An 18,433-nucleotide genomic window follows, 5' to 3' on the forward strand; every position below is an offset into this window, starting at 1 on the left:
CTTCGCGCATCCGATTGGATGTCGTCGCCGCGGAGCCGGACAGGCCCCTTAGCCAACAGCCTGGCGCTTGAGCGCCCTGCGGCTGACCTGGATCAGCACCAGGCTGATCAGCACACAGTAAAGCCCCATCGCCATGATCTGCCCGGTATAGGGCACGCCCGCATCGATCAGTGCACCGGTTACGCCCGGACCCATCGCGGTGCCGAAAACCATGAAGGCCACGATCAGCGACCGGATGCCGCCGAGATGCCTGGTGCCATAGAGTTCCGGCCAGAGCGCACCGAACAGCGTCGACGAAAACCCGTAGGATATCCCCATGAAGGCCATGAACAGATAGGCGCCCCAGGGCGCCTCGGTGGCGGCCAGCACGAAACAGGACAGCGACAACGGCACCAGGAACACCGGCAGCAGCCGTGTGGCCGTGAACCGGTCGACCAGCTGCCCGGCCACGAGCGCGAACAGGATGGTCATTGACGACATGATGGCGAACGAGGCTGCAAACACGCTTGGTGGCCAGCCGCGCAGTTCCGACAGATAGACCTGATGGAAGAAGATCGTCGTGCCGATGAAGGCCGGCGCCATCACGCCGGTCAATGCGGCCCAGAACAGCGGATCGCGGATCACCTCGGCCCGGGTCCAGTCCCGCGCTGCCGGCCGGTTCGGATCCTGCACCACCGATTGCGGCGTCCGCTCCTTTTTCAACAGCCCGTAGATCGCAGGCAGCGCAATGAGCAGCAGCACTCCGGCGGCAACCAGCCAGGAGCCGCGCCATCCGACAAGGGCCGCCACCCCGACAAAGCTGATCGGAAACAGGGCCTCGCCGAAATTGACGCCGATGGCGGTCAGCGAAATCGCCCGGCCCCGCTGGGCCGCAAACCAGCGCCCCATAGCGGTCATGGCGATATGGGTGAACATGCCCTGCCCGAACAGCCTGAGCAGATAGACCGACAGCACCAGCAGCAGCAGCGAGTGCGACCAGGCCATCAGCAGGCAGGCAATGGCGAGGATGGGGGCCGCCAGCAGCACCGTCGAGGCGACCGAGATCCGGTCGACGATCTTGCCGATCTGCGGCAGCGTTGCAGCACTCGCCAGCGTCGCCAGCATGTAGAGCGTGCCGAAACCGCCATGGCTCAACCCGTATTCGTCGCGGATGTCGCCCGCCGACAGCGAGATGAAATAGGTCTGCCCGAACGACGAGAAGAACGTCAGCAGAAACCCGCCGGCAACCCAGCGGGCATTGTCACGCAGGAAGGAAAGGATCATCCCCGGTCCCGAAACCTGTTCGTGATCGGATAACGCCGGTCACGGCCGAAATTCTTGCGGGTGATCTTCACCCCCGGCGCCGACTGGCGGCGCTTGTATTCGGCGATGTAGAGCAGGTGCTCGATGCGGTGCACGATGGCGACGTCATGTCCGCGCGCGACGATCTCCTCTACACCCATCTCGTTCTCGACCAGGCATTCGAGAATGTCGTCGAGCACCGGGTAAGGCGGCAGCGAATCCTGGTCGGTCTGGTCCGGCCGGAGTTCGGCCGACGGCGCCTTGTCGATGATGTTGACCGGGATCACTTCGCCCGAAGGCCCGAGTGCCCCGGGTGGCACATGGCTGTTGCGCCAGCGCGACAGCGCATAGACCTGCATCTTGTAGAGATCCTTGATCGGGTTGAAGCCACCGTTCATGTCACCGTAAAGCGTGGCGTAGCCGACCGACATCTCGCTCTTGTTTCCGGTGGTTACCACCATCGAGCCGAACTTGTTGGAAATCGCCATCAGGATGACGCCGCGCGCCCGGCTCTGCAGGTTTTCCTCGGTCACGCCTTCATCGGTGCCCTCGAACATGTCGCCGAGCGCCTCGAGAAAGCCCTGCACCGGCTCCTCGATCGCCACCGTGTCGTAGCGGCAGCCAAGCGCACGGGCGCAGGCTTCCGCATCGGTAAACGAGCTTTCTGACGTATAGCGGTAGGGCAGCATTACGGTGCGCACCCGCTCTTCACCCAGCGCATCGACGGCGAGTGCCGCGCAGATCGCCGAATCGATGCCGCCCGACAGCCCCAGAACCACGTTGCGGAAGCCGTTCTTGTTGACGTAGTCCCTGAGGCCGAGCATGCAGGCGCGGTAATCCGCCTCTTCCCGGTCCGGGATCACCGACATCGGGCCATTGGCGCAGGCCCATGTGCCGTCATCCTGGCGCCTGTAGGTGACGATGGAGACGGTTTCCTCGAACTGGCTCATCTGGAAGGCCAGGCTCTTGTCGGCATTCATGCCGAAACTGGCGCCATCGAAGACCAGCTCGTCCTGGCCGCCGACCTGGTTGGCGTAGATCATCGGCAAACCGCTCTCGATCACCTGGCGCAGCACCACTTGGTGACGGATATCGACCTTGCCTCGATAATAGGGTGAACCATTGGGCACGATGAGAATTTCCGCCCCGCTCTCACTCAGTGTTTCGCAGACGCCGAGATCGCCCCAGATGTCCTCGCAAACCGGAATACCGAAACGCACGCCACGGATTGACACCGGGCCCGGCATTTCGCCGACGTGAAACACCCGTTTCTCGTCGAACTCGCCGTAATTGGGCAGATCTACCTTGTCCCGCGAAGTGACAATCTTGCCGCCGTCAAGCACCGCAACCGAGTTGTAGCGCCTGTCGCCTTCAAATCGCGGGTAACCGATCACGACGGCCGGGCCACCGTCATCGGTTTCGGCAGCCAGGGTTTCGATCGCCCTGAGGCAGTTTTTGAGAAAGGCCGGCTTGAGCACCAGATCTTCCGGCGGATAGCCGGCGATGAACAGCTCGGTCAGCAACACCACGTCGGCGCCGTGCCGGGCAGCATCCTCGCGCGCCTGACGCGCCTTCGCGAGATTGCCGGCAATATCGCCAACAGTCGGATTGAGCTGGCCGACGGCGATGCGGATGGTGGTCAAATTGTCTTGGTTCTGGGTCATGTCAGCCGTGTTAGCGCAACTTGCCGGACTTGCAAATCACCGATTCCGTCATTGCCGGAACAGTGCCGGAGAATGCGCGCACTTGCTGCGTCGGACCAGCGGCTCAAGCCGCCGCTGTGGCCGGTGGCGGGTCGAACCGCCACATGGTCATCGCCAGCACGCCGAACTCGGCGCTGTCATGGACCAGCCGCGCCGTGCCGTGCCTTCCGGCAGCGCCCATTGCCACATAGAGCGGCAGCAGGTGCTCGTCGGTCGGATGATTTTCCACCGCATAGGGCGCCGCACTGCGGTAATCGATGAGGGCATCGACATCGCTGGCCGTCAGCCGCTCGTTCATCCAGTTGGTGAAGCTCTCGACCCAGTGAGGCACCTCGGCCAGCCGTGTGCCCCTGCGCAACAGCTTGAAGGCTTCGCCGAGATTGTGGGTAAACGAGCCGGAACCGATGACGAGCACACCTTCCGCGCCCAGCTCCGAAAGCGCCTGCCCGAGCCGGAAATGATGTTCCGGCCCCTCGTTCGGGTCCACCGACACCGAGACAACAGGAACGTCGGCATCGGGATAGGCGAGCTTCAGCGGCACCCAGACGCCGTGATCGAAACCGCGCTTGTCCGCGGCACTGGCGGCAAAGCCTGCCTCTCGCAGATCGCCCGCAATCCGCCCCGCCAGTTCGGGCTCGCCCGGCGCCGGATACTGCATGGCATAAAGTTCAGGCGCGAAGCCGCCGAAATCATGTATCGTTTCCGGTTTCGGATCAGCCGAAACCACCACCCCGCCCGAGACTTCGAAATGCGCGCTGGCCACAACAATGGCGCGCGGACGCGGCAGATCCTCCGCCATCTGCTTGAGCCAGGCGGCAGCCTGCGTGTCAGCGATCACGGTGTCCGGCGACCCGTGCGAAATGAACAGGGCGGGGAACGGTGGAATGGGTTCGGCTGAACTTTCGGACTGGGTCATGATCTGTCTCCTTGCGCCCAACATAGGCCGTCGCAGTCGTTCACAGAAGACCAGAAGATGGCCACTCTGCGTTCCGATATGGTGAACAGAAATCATGCAGGCGGCCCTTCAGGGCGCGCCGAACAACCCGCATGGACGGTATCCACCGGGGTAAAGTCTGTCTTCAGTCCGGAGGGCCGCACGCGGGCTTTGCCTCTGGAGAATGAAGAATAGGTGGCGCGGCTCGCGCGCGGCCCGACTATCGCCGGATGATGTCCGCATCCGACAGACGGCGCCTTGCACCCCCGGGGTGTTACCCCGCCCGGATTGCTCCGGCCGCGATCTGGACTGACCGCGGGAATGGGTCTCGAGGTACCGGCACGGACCCTGACGCGTTTCACGCGCTTCATGTCCGCCACAGGCCCGGACCGGCCCATTGCTCCACACCCTGCCTATCGGCTGGTGCGGACCAGAACCCGGCCCGGTGGCTGGCTTTGCACGCGTCTCGCAAGAGACCCGCCCGCCAGCGGAACCAAGATGGCCTCCGCCTCCTTTCAAGCCTTGCCGCACGTTACGGCAAGTCCCGAAAGGCCTTCCCCCCGCCTGGTCGAAACCGTTCGCGAACCATCCGGCAGCGGGAGTGCGATGATGATGACATGGGGGTTGGCGGGTGGGGAAAAGATTGCGGGATCTTTTTTTGAGATTGGCGCCGTTTTCGTCATCCTCGGCCGCCGAGCCGAGGATCTACTCAGTGAAGCTTCAAAACTTCTATCTGTTTGGAGAGATAACGGAATGGATCCTAGGGTCGGAGCCCTAGGATGACGACGGCGAGAGTGTGCGAAGTAGCGGCGCGGTATCCCACATCAATCCTCCGCCACCAGCAATCCCTCAGAGCCCTTCTCATATTGCGGCAGGCCATCGGTGATCTCGTAGAAATCGCCCTTGTCGGCGCAGAAGATGTGCTTGGTTATTGTCAGACCGCTCGGCGCATCAAAGGCACCCGCCAGAACCGAGATATGCGCATCATCCTGGTGCTTCCAGAACAGCGCCGAGCCGCAGGTTCTGCAGAATCCGCGCTTGGCGAATTCGGAAGCCTGATACCAAGTTATGTTCTCCCCGCCCTCGATCTCTATGTTCTCGTCAGCCACATTGGTGGCGGCGAAATAGAGCCCGGACTGACGCCGGCACTGCGAACAATGACAGGCGACCACTTCGCGAAGCGGGCCGGTGGTGCGGAACCGCACAGCGCCGCAATTGCAGTGGCCGGTGCGGATCTGGGTGTCTGACATGGCGGACTCCGAGGGGTGCGACTCTGGTTGGAGATGATCAAAGCACGGACGCGTCCTGCCTTTCTACTGACGTTTGCGACATTGCATCGCCATGCCGGACCTTACCGTCATCATTCCCGGGCCACCGAGCCGATGGTCCAGACCGTGATCCGGCCGCACCCGGCGTCTGGGTAGAAATTGCGGAATGGATCCTCGGGTCGGGGCCCGAGGATGACGAACGATAGGCCCGAGGATGACGAGACGAGGGGCTCGAGGATGACGAGACGAGAGTGCAGTGTTCCGTAGCGCTCCGTCATGCCGGACCCCGATCCGGCATCCAGCGGGCGAGCGTCTGCGAGACGGAAGACCATATTGTCCAAGATATGAAAAGTCATTCACCGCGCAGACGCGCGGTGGCTGGAAACCGGAGGCTGCGACGTCGCTTCGCTTGTCTGGATCAGGTCCGGTATGACGGCGGTGGGGATTTGGCACTAAGATCCCGGTGCAGAAACGGGACAGCCAACCTCCCCTTAGGGGAGGCTTGGGATTGTACCCTGCTCCAGCCCCAAGACCAAAAACGCCGGGGCTTCCCCCGGCGTTCTCGTAATCAAGTCAGTCCGTTGTAGTCGGACGGCTATCAGCCGTTCACAACCTGCTTTTCTTCGTCGCGGCCGCCCTTCATGCGTTCGGCGACGAGGAAAGCGAGTTCCAGCGCCTGGTCGGCGTTGAGGCGCGGGTCGCAATGGGTGTGGTAGCGGTCCTGCAGGTCCTCGCCCGAGAGCGCCCGGGCGCCGCCGGTGCATTCGGTGACGTTCTTGCCGGTCATCTCGATATGGATGCCGCCGGGATGGGTGCCTTCGGCGCGGTGGATCTGGAAGAACGAATCCACTTCCGACAGGATCCGCTCGAACGGACGGGTCTTGTAGTTGTTGAGCGTGATCGTGTTGCCGTGCATCGGGTCGCACGACCACACCACCTTGCGGCCCTCGCGCTCGACGGCGCGGATCAGCTTCGGCAGGTGATCGGCCACCTTGTCGTGGCCGAAGCGGGCGATGAGCGTCAGCCGTCCGGCCTCATTGGCCGGGTTGAGCATGTCGATCAGCGTCAGCAGCTCGTCGGGATCGAGCGAAGGGCCGCATTTCAGGCCAATCGGGTTCTTGATGCCACGGGCATACTCGATATGCGCATGGTCGGTCTGGCGCGTCCGGTCGCCGATCCAGATCATGTGGCCAGAGGTGGCGTAGTAATCGCCCGACGTCGAATCGGTGCGGGTCATGGCTTCTTCATAGCCAAGCAGCAGGGCTTCGTGGCTGGTGAAGAAATCGGTCTCGCGCAGATTGGCGTGATTGTCGGCATTGATGCCGATCGCCTTCATGAAATCCATGGTCTCGGAGATCCGGTCGGCCAGCGCCCGGTAGCGCTCGGCCTGGGGGCTGTCCTTGACGAAACCGAGCATCCACTTGTGCACATTGTCGAGATTGGCGTAACCGCCCTGGGCAAAGGCACGCAGCAGGTTGAGCGTCGCCGCAGACTGCCGGTAAGCCATGATCTGTCGCTCGGGATCGGGCACGCGCGACTTCTCGTTGAACTCGATGCCGTTGATGATGTCGCCGCGGTAGCTCGGAAGCTCGGTGCCGTCCTTCTTTTCGACATTGGACGAGCGCGGCTTGGCGAACTGGCCGGCGATGCGGCCGATCTTGACCACCGGCTGCTGCGCGCCGAAGGTCAGAACGACGGCCATCTGCAGAAAGACGCGGAAGAAATCGCGGATGTTGTCGGCCTCGTGCTCGGCGAAACTTTCGGCGCAGTCGCCGCCCTGAAGCAGAAAGCCCCTGCCCTCGGCGACCTCGGCAAGCGACGCGGTCAGCCGGCGGGCCTCACCCGCAAAAACCAGCGGCGGAAACTTGGCCAGCCGTGCTTCCGTCGCCTTGAGCGCGTCCGCGTCCGGATAATCCGGGACCTGCTGGATCGGTTTGTTGCGCCAGCTTGATGGGGTCCAGTTCTGTGCCATGTCGTTCACCGTGTTGACCGGGCTCATGCCCGGAAGTTTTACGGGGCAATGCGCCCGCGGGTTGATCGGGCTGACGCCCGGCTGTTCGCGGGGCTGAGCCCCGCAGATCGCTTATTTTACCGGGCTTATAGCGATAGATTGGCCAAGTGCAAACCCGGCAAATCGAATCAACCGGGCTTGCGCGATCTCAATCCGGCGCGCGCGCCGCAAGGGCTGCATCAAACAGTTCGATCTCGGCCGGCGACAGGCGGACCGCACGCGGGTAGAGCGGCGCGGCCCGGTCCTCGTGGATCGGGGTGTGGAAGGCGTCGGTTTCGGCGATAAAGCGGTGCACGCTCTCAGGCCCGAATTCGCGCAAAAACCCCTGCAGCACCGCATCGAGATAGGATCTGAGGATCGGCGCCGGCCCCTCGCTGACGGGATGCTCGGTCCGCGCCTCGTAGACATGCAGGCGGATGCCGTCGCCAAGCCCATGCCCAGGCCACTGCCCGGAATCGGCGCCGGACGCGTCGAACTCCAGATCGGCAAGCCTGATGTCGCGCCGGTGATAGCGGAATTCGCGGGCGTCGATGCCGGGAAGGTTGACCGCGAAATCGATCACCAGCAGCCCGTCGATCGCAGCCCCCGCGGCGCGGTGGGCGGTCAGAAGCGACGGCGCCAGCTCTTGCGGCAATCCGGCCCCTGCTCCCGGCCCGTGTTCCCCCGTGACAGCCCCCATGTCCGGCCGCGGCCGCCAGGTCCGCCGCCAGCCCTTCAGCCGCGCCGGGTGGGCGGCGACATGGCCGTGGGTCAGGGTGGCGCGGTTGACCAGAGACCCGTAGCCGAAATAGCCGACAAGCTCGTCAGCACCCGGATGCGCAACCCTTGCGCCTGCGGCGGCCTGCCCGGCCCGGCCGCCCTCACCCGCCGGGATTGGACCTGTCTGCGGCTTTTCGAACTTGGACATCAGCACCTTGCCTTCCTACATTGGGGGACAGCAATCGAACACAAATCCGCCAGAACACGCCAGCCAGAGCCATTCAGCCAGAGCCAGCCAGGCAGAACAGTTCAGCCAGAACGGGGACACCCCATGACGCAGACACCAGACCGCATCGCCGCCCTACGCGCCAGCTTCGACGGCGGCAGGACCCGTCCGGCAAAATGGCGGCGGCAACAGCTCTACCAGCTGATGACCATGATCGAGGAAAACGAGGCTGCGATCAACGAGGCGCTCAATGCCGATCTCGGCAAGTCCTGCTTTGAGGCCCGGATGACGGAAGTGGGCACGGTGCTTTCGGAAATCGTGCACACGCTGTCCAAGCTCAGGAGCTGGATGCGGCCGACAAGGGTTTCCACCCCGCTCTCCAACCAGCCGGGGCACAGCAGGATCGTGCATGAACCGCTCGGCGTGGTGCTGATCATGGCGCCGTGGAACTATCCGTTCAACCTGACGCTGACGCCGCTGATCGGGGCCATCGCCGCGGGTAATTGCGCCGTTTTGAAGCCTTCGGAAGTCTCGGCCAACACCTCCGCGCTGCTGGCGCGGCTGATCTCGGCCTATCTCGAGAGCGATGCCTTTGCGGTGTTCGAGGGCGGGCCGGAGATCTCGACGGAGCTGCTCGAGCAGCGCTTCGACCACATCTTCTTCACCGGCAGCGAGGGCATCGGCCGCATCGTCATGAGTGCGGCTGCCAGGCACCTGACCCCGGTGACGCTGGAACTGGGCGGCAAGAGCCCCTGCATCATCACAGCCGACAGCGACCTCGAACTGGCAGCAAGGCGGGTCGCCTGGGGCAAGTTCCTCAATGCCGGGCAGACCTGCATCGCGCCCGACTATGTGATGATCGACGAGACCGTGGCTGACGCCTTTGTCGGGCAGATGCGAAAGGCCATCACATCCTTCTTCGGCGCCGATCCGAAGCAGAGCCCCGACTATTCGCGGCTGATCAACGAGCGCCATTTCGACCGCGTCCAGGGGCTGATTTCGGGCGGCGATGTCGCCATCGGCGGCGAGACCGACCGCGCGGCGAAATACATCGCCCCCACCGTGCTGACCGGGGTTGCGCCCGAAGCAGAGGTGATGCGCGAGGAAATTTTTGGCCCGGTGCTGCCGGTGATGACCTACAAGAGCCTCGACGACGCCATCGGCTTCATCACCGCCCGGCCGAAGCCGCTGGCGCTTTATGTCTTTGCCCGATCGCGCGACATCCAGAACGCGGTGATCGCCCGGACCAGCTCCGGCGGCGCCTGCATCAATGATGTGGTGATGCATCTGGCCGTCCCCGATCTCCCCTTCGGCGGCGTCGGCGCAAGCGGCATGGGTGCCTATCACGGCCGCGCCTCGTTTGACACTTTCAGCCATGCCCGCGCCGTGCTGACCAAGAGCGAACATTTTGACGTGCCGCTGCGCTACCCGCCCTTCACCAAGACCAAGCTGCGCTGGCTCAAGCGGCTGCAGTAAGGCCACGAGCGGCGGCAGCACGATGCTGGCAAAAGCGGGATGTGGCTCACCCTCGCCAGTTCCGGATACTGAGCTCATGGCGGAACGGATCCATCATGGGTTGGGTTTCGGTAGCCAATTCCATCAGTGCCTGCAATGTGGAACTGCGGCCATTGAGAGGTTTCGATGCAATGACCGCAATGCCCGTACTCAGGCCGCGGCGGTCGCTTCGATCTCGAAGAGCAGTCCGGGGATTGCCAGGCGGGTGACACCGACAAGCGTCATCGGCGGGGCCACCTGGTGGGGGCCGAAACGCTTGCCCAGAAGATCGAAATTTTTCAGCGCCTCATCCACATCCGTGGCATAGACGCCCAGTCTGATCACGTTGCCGAGCCCCATGCCCGCGGCCTTCAGCACCGCTTCGAGATTGTCGAGCGCGAGGCTGATCTGCGCCCGCATGTCGCCGGGATGTTGCGGGGCGCCATTGCCGTCGACCGCGGTCTGCCCGGCGCAGATCACCTGCCGCGCAGCACCCTCGATCAGTTCGGCCTGATTGTAGCCGAGCTTCACGGACCAGTCCCAGGGGTTCACAGCCGTCCGTTTCATGTCGCACTCTCCTTTTTTCGCGTTGCCGGTTTGGCTTAGGAGAAAATAGTGCCAATTCCTGTCACCATTTGTGCTAGGGTGGCGGCATGAATGTGAGATCGAGACACGACGCCATCGTGTGCAGCCTGCGCCGCAGCGGCACCACCAAGATTGATGCGCTTGCACTGGAAGTCGGCGCCTCCCGCCGCACCGTGCTGCGCGACATCGGCGCGCTTCGGGACCAGGGCTATGTGATCCACTCCGATGTCGGCCGCGGCGGCGGCCTTCAGCTCGACCCGCAGTCGGTCCAGACCAACGCCAGGCTCTCGGTCCCCGAGGTTTTTGCCCTGTTGATCAGTGTCGCCGCGATGCGGGCCGCCGGAAACCTGCCGTTTTCCGAACTCGCCGACGCAGGCCTGGCCAAGATCGAAAAGGCCCTGCCGGCAGACAGGATCAGGGACCTGCGCAGGTTTCTCGACTGCCTCCATATCGGCCAGCTCTCGCCGCTGCAGGACCTGTCGGATATGGGCACCATGGTGCCGGAGCTGCTGCCGGCCTTCGAAACCGCTTTTCTCGGGCAGCTCATGCTCCGGTTCGACTATCGCGACGCGAAAGGCCGAAAGAGCCGGCGCGAGGTCGAGCCTCAGGCCATGCTGATCCTGCCGCCGCTTTGGTACCTCGTCGGCTGGGACCCTTCGCGCGCGGATTTCCGCCATTTCCGCATGGACCGGATCAGCCGCGTGGAAGCGGTTGAAGGAACCCGCTTCCGCCACCGCCACGTGCCCTTCGAAGACGACGTCTGCCCCTACAGCGAATTGCAGGCAAGGGACAGAGCGGGGCACGTGTGACGCGCATGGGTGGCGGTTGCTCCGGGCTGGGAGTTGATTTTCGCGGCGAAGTCATGTGGTTCGGTCGTTGAACGTGGATGCTGGTCAAAGGTCTTGATGGGGCGGGAAGCGGACGTTTGCCGGCTTCGAAGGGAACCACCTGAATGGGGCGAATGCTGTGCGGCAGGACTCCGAATGCGATTTGGCCAGGCGGAAGTGGGCCCCCATCGCAGGCTGCAACGCTCTCCGCCCAAGGTTGCCGTTTCGAATTATACACGAGTCCACTGTTAGGCGCGCATACTTGCCTTGGTCAGTTTGACAAACGTAGATTGCCTTCTCCACCGATCAAATCAGGCAGTGGTGTCTTGCTCCTCGTATCAATTTTTGCGTGGAAGGAAGCATTACCCTGAAGTTCGAAACGGTCCGCTACGAGGATTGATTGTGTCGCAAGCTCATTTACTGCAGTCGAGATTTTCATGTTTGTATTTGGGAGGTAAATCACACCATCTGCCCTGAAATCCGCCGCAGGACCCACGACGATTGAGTTGGAGCTACCAGAGAAATCTTGATGATAGATAACAAAGCCTTTGTAGCTACCTGACTGGAGTCCCGTGACGTTAAGCTTGCCGGAGAGCGTGTAGGTGCTCACGCTCTTATCCAACGCGATAAGAACATCCTCGCCTTGTAGGGTTCCGCCGCCTTGAAGGTCCAAGCCTGCTTTGAAGTAATGAATACCCGGCTTCAGATTAAGCGTACCATTGTTCGAAACAGTAACCATGCCGCAGTGCACGCCTGCTGATAACGATTTGACTTGGCCACTCCCAGTAGATGATCCTGAACTGATGCATGAGGATGCCAGTTCCCTTGGAGGTGACATTCCCCCAAAAGGATCCACTACAACTGAACAACTGTCTAATTTCTCCGAGGGAGTAAGCGTCCCAGGGCTGGCTGAAATCGATCCATTAGCGCAGATACCAGAGAACTCAGCACGAGCACTAGATCCGGTTTTGATGGCCGTGCCTCGGGTCGTGATCATTATCACGCAATTGGTAATGAACTTGCTGCTGTCGGTCATGTTTAGGCCGGTGTTTCTGGGGTCGGTAAGGAAAACACAACCGGTGTTCTCCGCAGAAGCACCCCCAAGGGTTGCTGCAGCGCTTACACCAAATGCCAATTTTGGATAATCCGCCACTTGCATAAAGAATGGATTTAGAACCGCGTTGAATGAAACATCAACTGTCCCAGTTCCATTGCGTCGAACTGATATGTCACTCTGTTTGTATTCCCCTTCTCCGGACATGTTCCCAACGAGATATTGGCGCGCAAGGGTCGAAAGCTCTTCGTCGGTCATATGTGGATTGTTGGCCGCAGCTAGAGCGGCCGCATCGACGGCACCTTGGGCATGGTACTTGGCGTTCACCAAACGCGAAAAATCCACAGCCAACCCAGCAGCCAAAATCAGAGGCAACATCAGAATAGCGGCCATTAGCGAAAAGTTACCACTTCTGTCTTGAGAAAACTGTTTCAATTTCGCCTCCGAACTCTTGTTCGGGAGTGAACATATTATCAATTCCTTATGAAATCACTTACGACCGCATAGGAGCGGTGCCTGCTGGATTGGAGTTCTCTCCATCGTGATGAACATCCCGGATCGGTAGCAGGACCTTGATGTCCGCCATCTGCATGTGATGCACAACAGCAATCTGTTGGACCAATCAGTGAGTCCTGACGCTAGAAATGTGCCATTTCTTGAATTTTATTGTTCTACGTCTTACTAAATTTGGGTGCATTTTGGGAGAGTTGGAATGCTAACATTCGATCGACAGTCCACAGTCGAACATCTAAAAGAGCTCGTACTCAATGATCCTATCATTTCCAGTTTTTGCATTACTTCAACTGATCAGATCGTAGGCCGTCCATGCGGATTCGATGATGAAGTAGAGGACCAAGTCTGGTGGCGCGTGCACAATGAGCTGATGGTCGATTTGCTGGACTCAGTTGCGCACAAGTTCAAATAGGCTGAGTTCCGGACCCAGCAATGCATTCGCTGATCTAAAGCACCCCTTTCCGGTCCTTCATCCGCAAACCAAAATACGGCTGCAGTGGCACAGTAGCGACGCTGCAGTCTTTGGAGTTCAATAGCCGCGTTGCCAACGCAACTGTCAAAACTTAATGGTCTGCTGTTTGCGTCATTCTTTAATTTTGTCTTGAATTCAGCGAATGCCTGCTCGCCGCTTTGTCAGTACATTAATGTGGTCCCCAGCGAATGATCGGTTTCAGAAACGGGATATCAGCACGCCGAGGCCAGAAATGGGGGCGCAGAACAGTTGTAAATCGAAATGGCGATGAAGGTCGGCTTTAGGCCGAAAGCGCCACTACGACTTGCTAAACAGTGACGAACGATCCACCCTTTTGATACAGCCCCGTTCAACAGCGCCAACACTCTCTTCTCCGCAAACCTACCCCACACCAATTGACGTGAACGTAAACGTCATCCAGATTGTCTCCGGGCGAAACGGGAGAGCAATTGCCATGCAGACGGGTTTGAGCTTGTCAGAGACCATTTCAGCCGGTGCCGAAGCCGTCCGGTTCGAGGCGGTTGACGGGCATCCGCTTGAGGGGACGTTGACGCGCGGGGCCGGTGACGGGCCGCTGGTGCTGATTTCGGCGGCGACGGCGGTCAAGCGCGGGTTTTATCAGAAATTTGCCGAGAGCCTGGTGACTGATCACGGGTTTCGCGCCGCACTCACCTATGACTATCGCGGCACCGGCGGGTCGGTGAGCCGGGATTTCAACCCGCGCCACATCTCGATGGCCGACTGGGGAATGAAGGATTTTCCCGCAGCGCTCACGCGGCTAGAGCGTGTGGCCCCCGGACACCCGGTGGTCGGCGTCGGCCAGTCCTTTGGCGGCCAGGCGCTGGGGCTCGGCAATGTCTCGCAGCGCTTCGAGCGCTATCTGATGGTGGCGACGATTTCCGGCTACTGGCGCAATCTCGAGGGCGGGCTGAAGCTTTACGCGCTGATGAACCTCATCGCCAACCCGGTTGCGGCTGTCCTCGGCCATGTGCCTGCGGGCATGGGGCTCGGCTCCGGCCTGCCCGGCGGCGTCTTTGCCGACTGGACCCGGTGGTGCCGCAGGCCCGACTATTTCTTTGCCGGTGAATCCCGGTTCGACGCCAAGCGCCTGTTTGCGTCGGTCAGAACCCCGATCCTCGCCATCGGCGCCACCGACGATCCCTGGGGAACGCCGGCCGCGCGCGAGGCGATCATGCGGCATTTCGTCAATGCGCCGGTGGAAACGCGATGGCTCGACCCGCAGGCAGCCGGCGGGCCGATCGGTCATCTCGATTTCTTCCGCTCGCGCTTCCGCGAGACGCTCTGGCCCGGACCTATTGCCTGGCTGAAGGGCGAAGTAGGGGCCTGAGGCTCAGACCCGCTCGCCGTTCTTCACCCGGTAGCTCGGCTTGTACATGGTCACCAGCTCTTCCGACGCTGTCGGGTGCACCGCCATGGTGCGGTCGAAATCGTCCTTGGTGCAGCCGGCCTTGAGCACGATGCCGAGGATCTGCGCCAGTTCACCGGCGTCATGTCCGAGGATATGGGCGCCGATCACCTTGCGGTCCTCGGCATTGACCACCAGCTTCATGATCATCTTTTCCTGCCGGCCCGACAGCGTTGCCTTCATCGGGCGGAATTCGGCGCGGTAGATTTCGAGCTCGTCATAGCGCTTCGCGGCTTCGTCTTCCGACAGGCCGACGGTGCCGATCTCGGGCTGCGAGAACACCGCCGTGGCAATCAGCTCATGGTCCGGCGAGGTCGGGTTGTCGCGGTAGAGCGTGTCGATCAGGCACATGGATTCGTGGATCGCCACCGGCGTCAGCTCGACGCGGTTGGTGACGTCGCCGACGGCATAGATGCTTTCGACATTGGTGCGCGAATATTCGTCGACGAGGATCTCGCCCTTCTGCCCGGTTTCGACGCCGGCCGCCTCGAGGCCGAGGCCCTTTGTGTTCGGGTCGCGCCCCAGCGCCAGCATCACCTGGTCGGCAATCAGCGCCTTGCCGTTGTTGGTGTGGGCAATGAGGCGCCCGTCGGGACCGCGCTCGATCTTCGAGAACACCTCGTGGCACAGGATGCGGATGCCCTTGGCTTCCATCTCCTTGTGCAGCCCGCGCCGCATGTCCATGTCGAAGCGCGACAGGATTTCCTGGCCGCGATAGATCAGCGTCGTGTCGACGCCGAGACCATGGAAGATATTGGCGAATTCCACGGCAATGTAGCCGCCGCCCGCAATGGCGATCGCCTTGGGCAGTTCCTTGAGGTAAAACACCTCGTTGGAATGGATGCAGAGCTCGTGGCCGGGCAGCGAAGCATGCGGATTGGGACGGCCGCCGACGGCGACGAGAATGTGCCGCGCGGTGACTTCCTGACCGGTCGCCTTGATCAGCAGCGAATTGGGACCTGTCAGCTCGGCCCGCGAGGCGATGATCTCGGCGCCGGCATTTTCCAGCCCGTGCCGGTAGAGCCCTTCCAGCCGGTCGATCTCGCGGTCCTTGTTGGCCACCAGCGTCGGCCAGTCGAACGAGGTTTCGCCGACGCTCCAGCCATAGCCGCGCGCATCCTCGAAATGCTCCTGATATTGCGAGGCATAGACGAACAGCTTCTTCGGCACGCAGCCGCGAATGACGCAGGTGCCGCCAAAGCGGTGTTCCTCGGCGATCGCCACCTTCTTGCCAAGGCCGGCGGCCAGCCGTGCCGCGCGCACCCCGCCGGAGCCGCCGCCAATGACAAACAGGTCGTAATCGAATTTGGTCATGGGCGGAGATCCTTGTGTGCGTATCGGTGGGCAGCGGGCGGCTCCTCCGGAGAGGCCATTGCCCGGGACAGACGAAAGCGGGCACGAGATATGCCCACGGTTCCTGCCTATGTAGCCGACCACGCGCAAAATAAAAGCCCGGGGACCAGCCCCGGGCTCTCAAATCACTGCGAGACATCGACCGATGCGGGCGCGATCACCGCGCCCGGGGTCGCACTGCCCGTATATTACTGGTCCTGAGCGACCTTCGGGCGCGCGCCGACCTTCTCTTCCAAGGCCTTGTTGACATTGATATTGAGGTCACGGGCCACGCCGGAAGCCCAGATATCTGCGGCCTTGATGACCTCGCGCGTGACCAGCGGGCCGTTCTCGATCAGCTTCTTGCCTGCGGGCGAGTTGTAGAAATCGGCGATTGCGTCAAGCTCTTCCTTGGTGAAGGACTTGGCGTAGATCTGCGCCGCCTCTTTTTCCAGGTCACCGCGACGCGGCACGATCTTCAAGGCTTCTTCATCCACCGTGGCGCTGATGACTTCCTGAAGGTCGGCATTGGCCCGAATCAGGCTGACCTTGAGCTCTTCCGCAGTGCCAGGGATGATGCCATCGAACTGATCGGTTGACCCAAGGGCCTCTATGGCAGAGCGCGCGGCGGCAAGATGGTCTTCGCTCACCTCCTGGGCCAGGGCCGGCTGGCTCGCAGCGGCGAGGCTCGAGATCACAATCACGCCGGCGCCGAAACGCTTGAGACCAGTGATGATAGACATGTTCGGTTTCACTCCTGTTTAAGTCTTTGCGAGCAGGGTCCGCGCACCGCTTTGCGAAGCGATGATCGCGGCATCCGCCATATTGAGAAACAACCCGTGTTCGACCACACCGGGGATGGCGACAAGCCCGTTAGCCAGCGCTTCTGCATCCGGAATGCGGCCAAAAGATGCATCGAGAATGAAATGGCCGCCATCGGTCAGATAGGGCCCGTCCTTGTCGGGGCGCTGGACGATTTCCCCGGTCAAGCCGAGCCGCGAGGCCAGCCGTTCCACAGCCATCCGCGTCGCGGTCAGACCGAACGGCGCGATCTCGATGGGAAGCGGGAATCGCCCCAAAGTGTCGACCAGCTTGGTCTCGTCGGCAATGACGATCATTCGCGCCGAGGCCGAGGCGACGATCTTCTCGCGCAGCAGCGCGCCGCCGCCGCCCTTGATCAGGCCAAGCGCATTGTCGACCTCGTCGGCGCCATCGATCGTCAGGTCGAGTTCCGGCAGATCATCGAGAGAATAGAGCGGCACGCCAAGCTCGACGCAGAGCCGCGCCGTGCGCTCGGAGGTGGGAACGCCCTGGACCTTGAAGCCCTCGGCAACCTTTTCCGCCAGCAAGCGGACGAATTCATCGGCCGTCGAGCCGGTTCCGATACCGAGCCGCATGCCGTCCTCGACATGTTCGAGGGCCGCTTTTGCGGCTGCGATCTTGAGTTCCCGGGCGTCCATGCCACTCTGCCATAGTTGTTGATACTGGCCCGCCTGTTAGCATGGAAGCCAGGCAAGGCAAAGCCCGAGATGGAATCCGGCGCCACAGCCTGGTACAACGGAAGCGCCCGGCGACGCCGACGAGACCCGCCGGCAGGATCGCCATAGCGGTCCAGCCGGCAAGACCGCAATTGCCCGTCCCGCGCGAGCCTGTTACATCGGCTCCGCACCGGCCCCTTCGCGCCACCTTACCCAGACCATCCAATTTTCCGGAGCCCGCATGACCTCTCCCCTGGTGATCTTCGACCTCGACGGCACCCTGATCGACACCGCGCCCGACCTGATGGCGAGCCTCAATCACGTGATGGATCTCAACGGCCTGGACCATGTCACCTTTGATGACATGACCTGGCTCGTCGGCCAGGGCGCCAAGGTGATGATCGAGCGGGCCTGGAAACTGCACAACCACCCCTCCTCGCCCGATGAGCTGGATGCTGCCTTCGAGGCATTTCTCGTTCATTATGCCGCCGGCATGCCCGGCAAGTCGGAGCCCTACCCCGGCCTGCTCGCTGCACTCGACCGGCTCGAGGCAGCAGGCATGCGGCTTGCCGTCTGCACCAACAAGAGCGAGAAACTGGCCTTACAGCTGCTTGACTGCCTTGATCTGACGCACCGCTTCTCAGCGATTACCGGCGGCGACACGTTCGACGTCAAGAAGCCGCATGGCGACCACATCCTGCGCACCATCGACAGGGCCGGCGGAAGCCACGACAACGCCGTCATGATCGGCGACAGCATCAACGACATCCTGGCGGCACAGAATGCTTCGGTGCCGGCGATCGGGGTTCCGTTCGGCTATTCCGACAAGCCTGTCGAGAGCTTCAACCCCGATATCGTCATCGAGCATTTCGACAGGCTGGACGCGGCCCTGGTCGAAAGCCTGATTGCTGCCCGCATACCCGCAGGCTGAGCCGGCGGCCTGCCGGTTTGAAAAACCCGCCCGCCTGCAGAACTCCCGCTTGACCTTTGTGCGGCGGAGCGCTTATACCGCCGCAGACCGTTCGGACCGCCGCAGGCGGCGACGCGACGGGCGCGTAGCTCAGCGGGAGAGCACTGCCTTCACACGGCAGGGGTCACAGGTTCAATCCCTGTCGCGCCCACCATTTTCT

General features: G+C 61.9%; 16 protein-coding genes and 1 tRNA gene. 5 read left to right on the forward strand and 12 right to left on the reverse strand.

The annotated features are described in order from the left end of the window. Positions 1–48 precede the first annotated feature (48 nt). The 7 genes from CRO46_RS01615 to CRO46_RS01645 all read right to left on the reverse strand — a co-directional run bounded on the left by CRO46_RS01615 (position 49) and on the right by CRO46_RS01645 (position 8,104). A complete protein-coding gene (locus tag CRO46_RS01615) occupies positions 49–1,263 on the reverse strand; it encodes an MFS transporter (RefSeq protein ID WP_097104384.1) in 1,215 nt (404 codons plus the stop codon). Beyond that, the gene (locus CRO46_RS01620; RefSeq protein ID WP_097104386.1) at positions 1,260–2,945 is read right to left on the reverse strand and encodes an NAD+ synthase; all 1,686 of its coding nucleotides are present in this window, start codon (positions 2,943–2,945) and stop codon (positions 1,260–1,262) included. Before CRO46_RS01620 ends, CRO46_RS01615 begins: the two co-directional genes overlap by 4 nt. 103 nt (positions 2,946–3,048) lie before the next feature. Further along, on the reverse strand, positions 3,049–3,900 hold the full coding sequence (locus tag CRO46_RS01625; protein ID WP_097104388.1) for a DODA-type extradiol aromatic ring-opening family dioxygenase: 852 nt from the start codon (positions 3,898–3,900) through the stop codon (positions 3,049–3,051). Between the two features lie 842 nt (positions 3,901–4,742). After that, positions 4,743–5,168, reverse strand: coding sequence for a GFA family protein (locus CRO46_RS01630; RefSeq protein ID WP_097104390.1), 426 nt, complete (start codon positions 5,166–5,168; stop codon positions 4,743–4,745). A 110-nt stretch (positions 5,169–5,278) separates the two neighbouring features. Further along, positions 5,279–5,542, reverse strand: a complete 264-nt coding sequence (locus tag CRO46_RS01635) for a hypothetical protein (RefSeq protein WP_143438915.1) — start codon at positions 5,540–5,542, stop codon at positions 5,279–5,281. A 242-nt stretch (positions 5,543–5,784) separates the two neighbouring features. Continuing rightward, positions 5,785–7,158 carry a class II 3-deoxy-7-phosphoheptulonate synthase gene (locus tag CRO46_RS01640; RefSeq protein ID WP_097106398.1) on the reverse strand — a complete coding sequence of 458 codons (1,374 nt, stop codon included), beginning with the start codon at positions 7,156–7,158 and terminating at the stop codon, positions 5,785–5,787. Positions 7,159–7,345: 187 nt separating this feature from the next. After that, positions 7,346–8,104 carry a gamma-glutamylcyclotransferase family protein gene (locus CRO46_RS01645; protein WP_143438916.1) on the reverse strand — a complete coding sequence of 253 codons (759 nt, stop codon included), beginning with the start codon at positions 8,102–8,104 and terminating at the stop codon, positions 7,346–7,348. A 123-nt stretch (positions 8,105–8,227) separates the two neighbouring features. Between CRO46_RS01645 and CRO46_RS01650 the strand changes: the two genes are divergently transcribed. Then, on the forward strand, positions 8,228–9,598 hold the full coding sequence (locus CRO46_RS01650; RefSeq protein WP_097104397.1) for an aldehyde dehydrogenase family protein: 1,371 nt from the start codon (positions 8,228–8,230) through the stop codon (positions 9,596–9,598). 189 nt (positions 9,599–9,787) lie between these two features. Here CRO46_RS01650 and CRO46_RS01655 read toward each other — a convergent pair whose 3' ends face one another. Then, complete coding sequence (locus tag CRO46_RS01655) at positions 9,788–10,183, reverse strand: RidA family protein (protein ID WP_097104399.1); 396 nt, start codon at positions 10,181–10,183, stop codon at positions 9,788–9,790. 86 nt (positions 10,184–10,269) lie between these two features. Between CRO46_RS01655 and CRO46_RS01660 the strand changes: the two genes are divergently transcribed. Next, complete coding sequence (locus tag CRO46_RS01660; protein ID WP_097104402.1) at positions 10,270–11,010, forward strand: helix-turn-helix transcriptional regulator; 741 nt, start codon at positions 10,270–10,272, stop codon at positions 11,008–11,010. A gap of 289 nt (positions 11,011–11,299) precedes the next feature. Here the strand turns inward: CRO46_RS01660 and CRO46_RS01665 are convergent, their stop codons facing one another. Beyond that, positions 11,300–12,517: a TadE/TadG family type IV pilus assembly protein gene (locus tag CRO46_RS01665; RefSeq protein ID WP_097104404.1), complete on the reverse strand. Its 1,218-nt coding sequence runs from the start codon at positions 12,515–12,517 to the stop codon at positions 11,300–11,302. Between the two features lie 1,004 nt (positions 12,518–13,521). On the opposite strand from CRO46_RS01665, the gene CRO46_RS01675 reads away from it, so the two are divergent. Then, positions 13,522–14,415: an alpha/beta hydrolase family protein gene (locus CRO46_RS01675; RefSeq protein ID WP_097104409.1), complete on the forward strand. Its 894-nt coding sequence runs from the start codon at positions 13,522–13,524 to the stop codon at positions 14,413–14,415. Positions 14,416–14,418: 3 nt separating this feature from the next. Here the strand turns inward: CRO46_RS01675 and gor are convergent, their stop codons facing one another. The 3 genes from gor to rpiA all read right to left on the reverse strand — a co-directional run bounded on the left by gor (position 14,419) and on the right by rpiA (position 17,285). Beyond that, positions 14,419–15,807: a glutathione-disulfide reductase gene (gene gor, locus CRO46_RS01680; protein WP_097104411.1), complete on the reverse strand. Its 1,389-nt coding sequence runs from the start codon at positions 15,805–15,807 to the stop codon at positions 14,419–14,421. A gap of 227 nt (positions 15,808–16,034) precedes the next feature. Next, positions 16,035–16,568, reverse strand: a complete 534-nt coding sequence (locus CRO46_RS01685) for a DUF2059 domain-containing protein (RefSeq protein ID WP_097104414.1) — start codon at positions 16,566–16,568, stop codon at positions 16,035–16,037. Between the two features lie 18 nt (positions 16,569–16,586). After that, a complete protein-coding gene (rpiA, locus tag CRO46_RS01690; RefSeq protein WP_097104416.1) occupies positions 16,587–17,285 on the reverse strand; it encodes a ribose-5-phosphate isomerase RpiA in 699 nt (232 codons plus the stop codon). Positions 17,286–17,544: 259 nt separating this feature from the next. On the opposite strand from rpiA, the gene CRO46_RS01695 reads away from it, so the two are divergent. Beyond that, the gene (locus CRO46_RS01695; protein WP_097104417.1) at positions 17,545–18,234 is read left to right on the forward strand and encodes an HAD family hydrolase; all 690 of its coding nucleotides are present in this window, start codon (positions 17,545–17,547) and stop codon (positions 18,232–18,234) included. A 118-nt stretch (positions 18,235–18,352) separates the two neighbouring features. Then, positions 18,353–18,427: transfer RNA gene (locus CRO46_RS01700), tRNA-Val, on the forward strand. Positions 18,428–18,433: the final 6 nt, after the last annotated feature.

Source organism: Parahoeflea halophila, assembly GCF_900220985.1.
GTDB lineage: Bacteria > Pseudomonadota > Alphaproteobacteria > Rhizobiales > Rhizobiaceae > Hoeflea > Hoeflea halophila.

Excerpts from the sequence above, each read along its gene's own strand:
- CRO46_RS01635 (WP_143438915.1), bottom strand. The coding sequence starts at position 5,542 with ATGACTTTTCATATCTTGGACAATATGGTCTTCCGTCTCGCAGACGCT.
- CRO46_RS01630 (WP_097104390.1), bottom strand. The coding sequence starts at position 5,168 with ATGTCAGACACCCAGATCCGCACCGGCCACTGCAATTGCGGCGCTGTG.
- CRO46_RS01640 (WP_097106398.1), bottom strand. The coding sequence starts at position 7,158 with ATGGCACAGAACTGGACCCCATCAAGCTGGCGCAACAAACCGATCCAG.
- CRO46_RS01615 (WP_097104384.1), bottom strand. The coding sequence starts at position 1,263 with ATGATCCTTTCCTTCCTGCGTGACAATGCCCGCTGGGTTGCCGGCGGG.
- CRO46_RS01645 (WP_143438916.1), bottom strand. The coding sequence starts at position 8,104 with ATGTCCAAGTTCGAAAAGCCGCAGACAGGTCCAATCCCGGCGGGTGAG.
- CRO46_RS01675 (WP_097104409.1), top strand. The coding sequence starts at position 13,522 with ATGCAGACGGGTTTGAGCTTGTCAGAGACCATTTCAGCCGGTGCCGAA.
- CRO46_RS01625 (WP_097104388.1), bottom strand. The coding sequence starts at position 3,900 with ATGACCCAGTCCGAAAGTTCAGCCGAACCCATTCCACCGTTCCCCGCC.
- CRO46_RS01620 (WP_097104386.1), bottom strand. The coding sequence starts at position 2,945 with ATGACCCAGAACCAAGACAATTTGACCACCATCCGCATCGCCGTCGGC.
- CRO46_RS01650 (WP_097104397.1), top strand. The coding sequence starts at position 8,228 with ATGACGCAGACACCAGACCGCATCGCCGCCCTACGCGCCAGCTTCGAC.
- CRO46_RS01660 (WP_097104402.1), top strand. The coding sequence starts at position 10,270 with ATGAATGTGAGATCGAGACACGACGCCATCGTGTGCAGCCTGCGCCGC.
- CRO46_RS01695 (WP_097104417.1), top strand. The coding sequence starts at position 17,545 with ATGACCTCTCCCCTGGTGATCTTCGACCTCGACGGCACCCTGATCGAC.
- rpiA (WP_097104416.1), bottom strand. The coding sequence starts at position 17,285 with ATGGACGCCCGGGAACTCAAGATCGCAGCCGCAAAAGCGGCCCTCGAA.
- CRO46_RS01685 (WP_097104414.1), bottom strand. The coding sequence starts at position 16,568 with ATGTCTATCATCACTGGTCTCAAGCGTTTCGGCGCCGGCGTGATTGTG.
- CRO46_RS01655 (WP_097104399.1), bottom strand. The coding sequence starts at position 10,183 with ATGAAACGGACGGCTGTGAACCCCTGGGACTGGTCCGTGAAGCTCGGC.
- gor (WP_097104411.1), bottom strand. The coding sequence starts at position 15,807 with ATGACCAAATTCGATTACGACCTGTTTGTCATTGGCGGCGGCTCCGGC.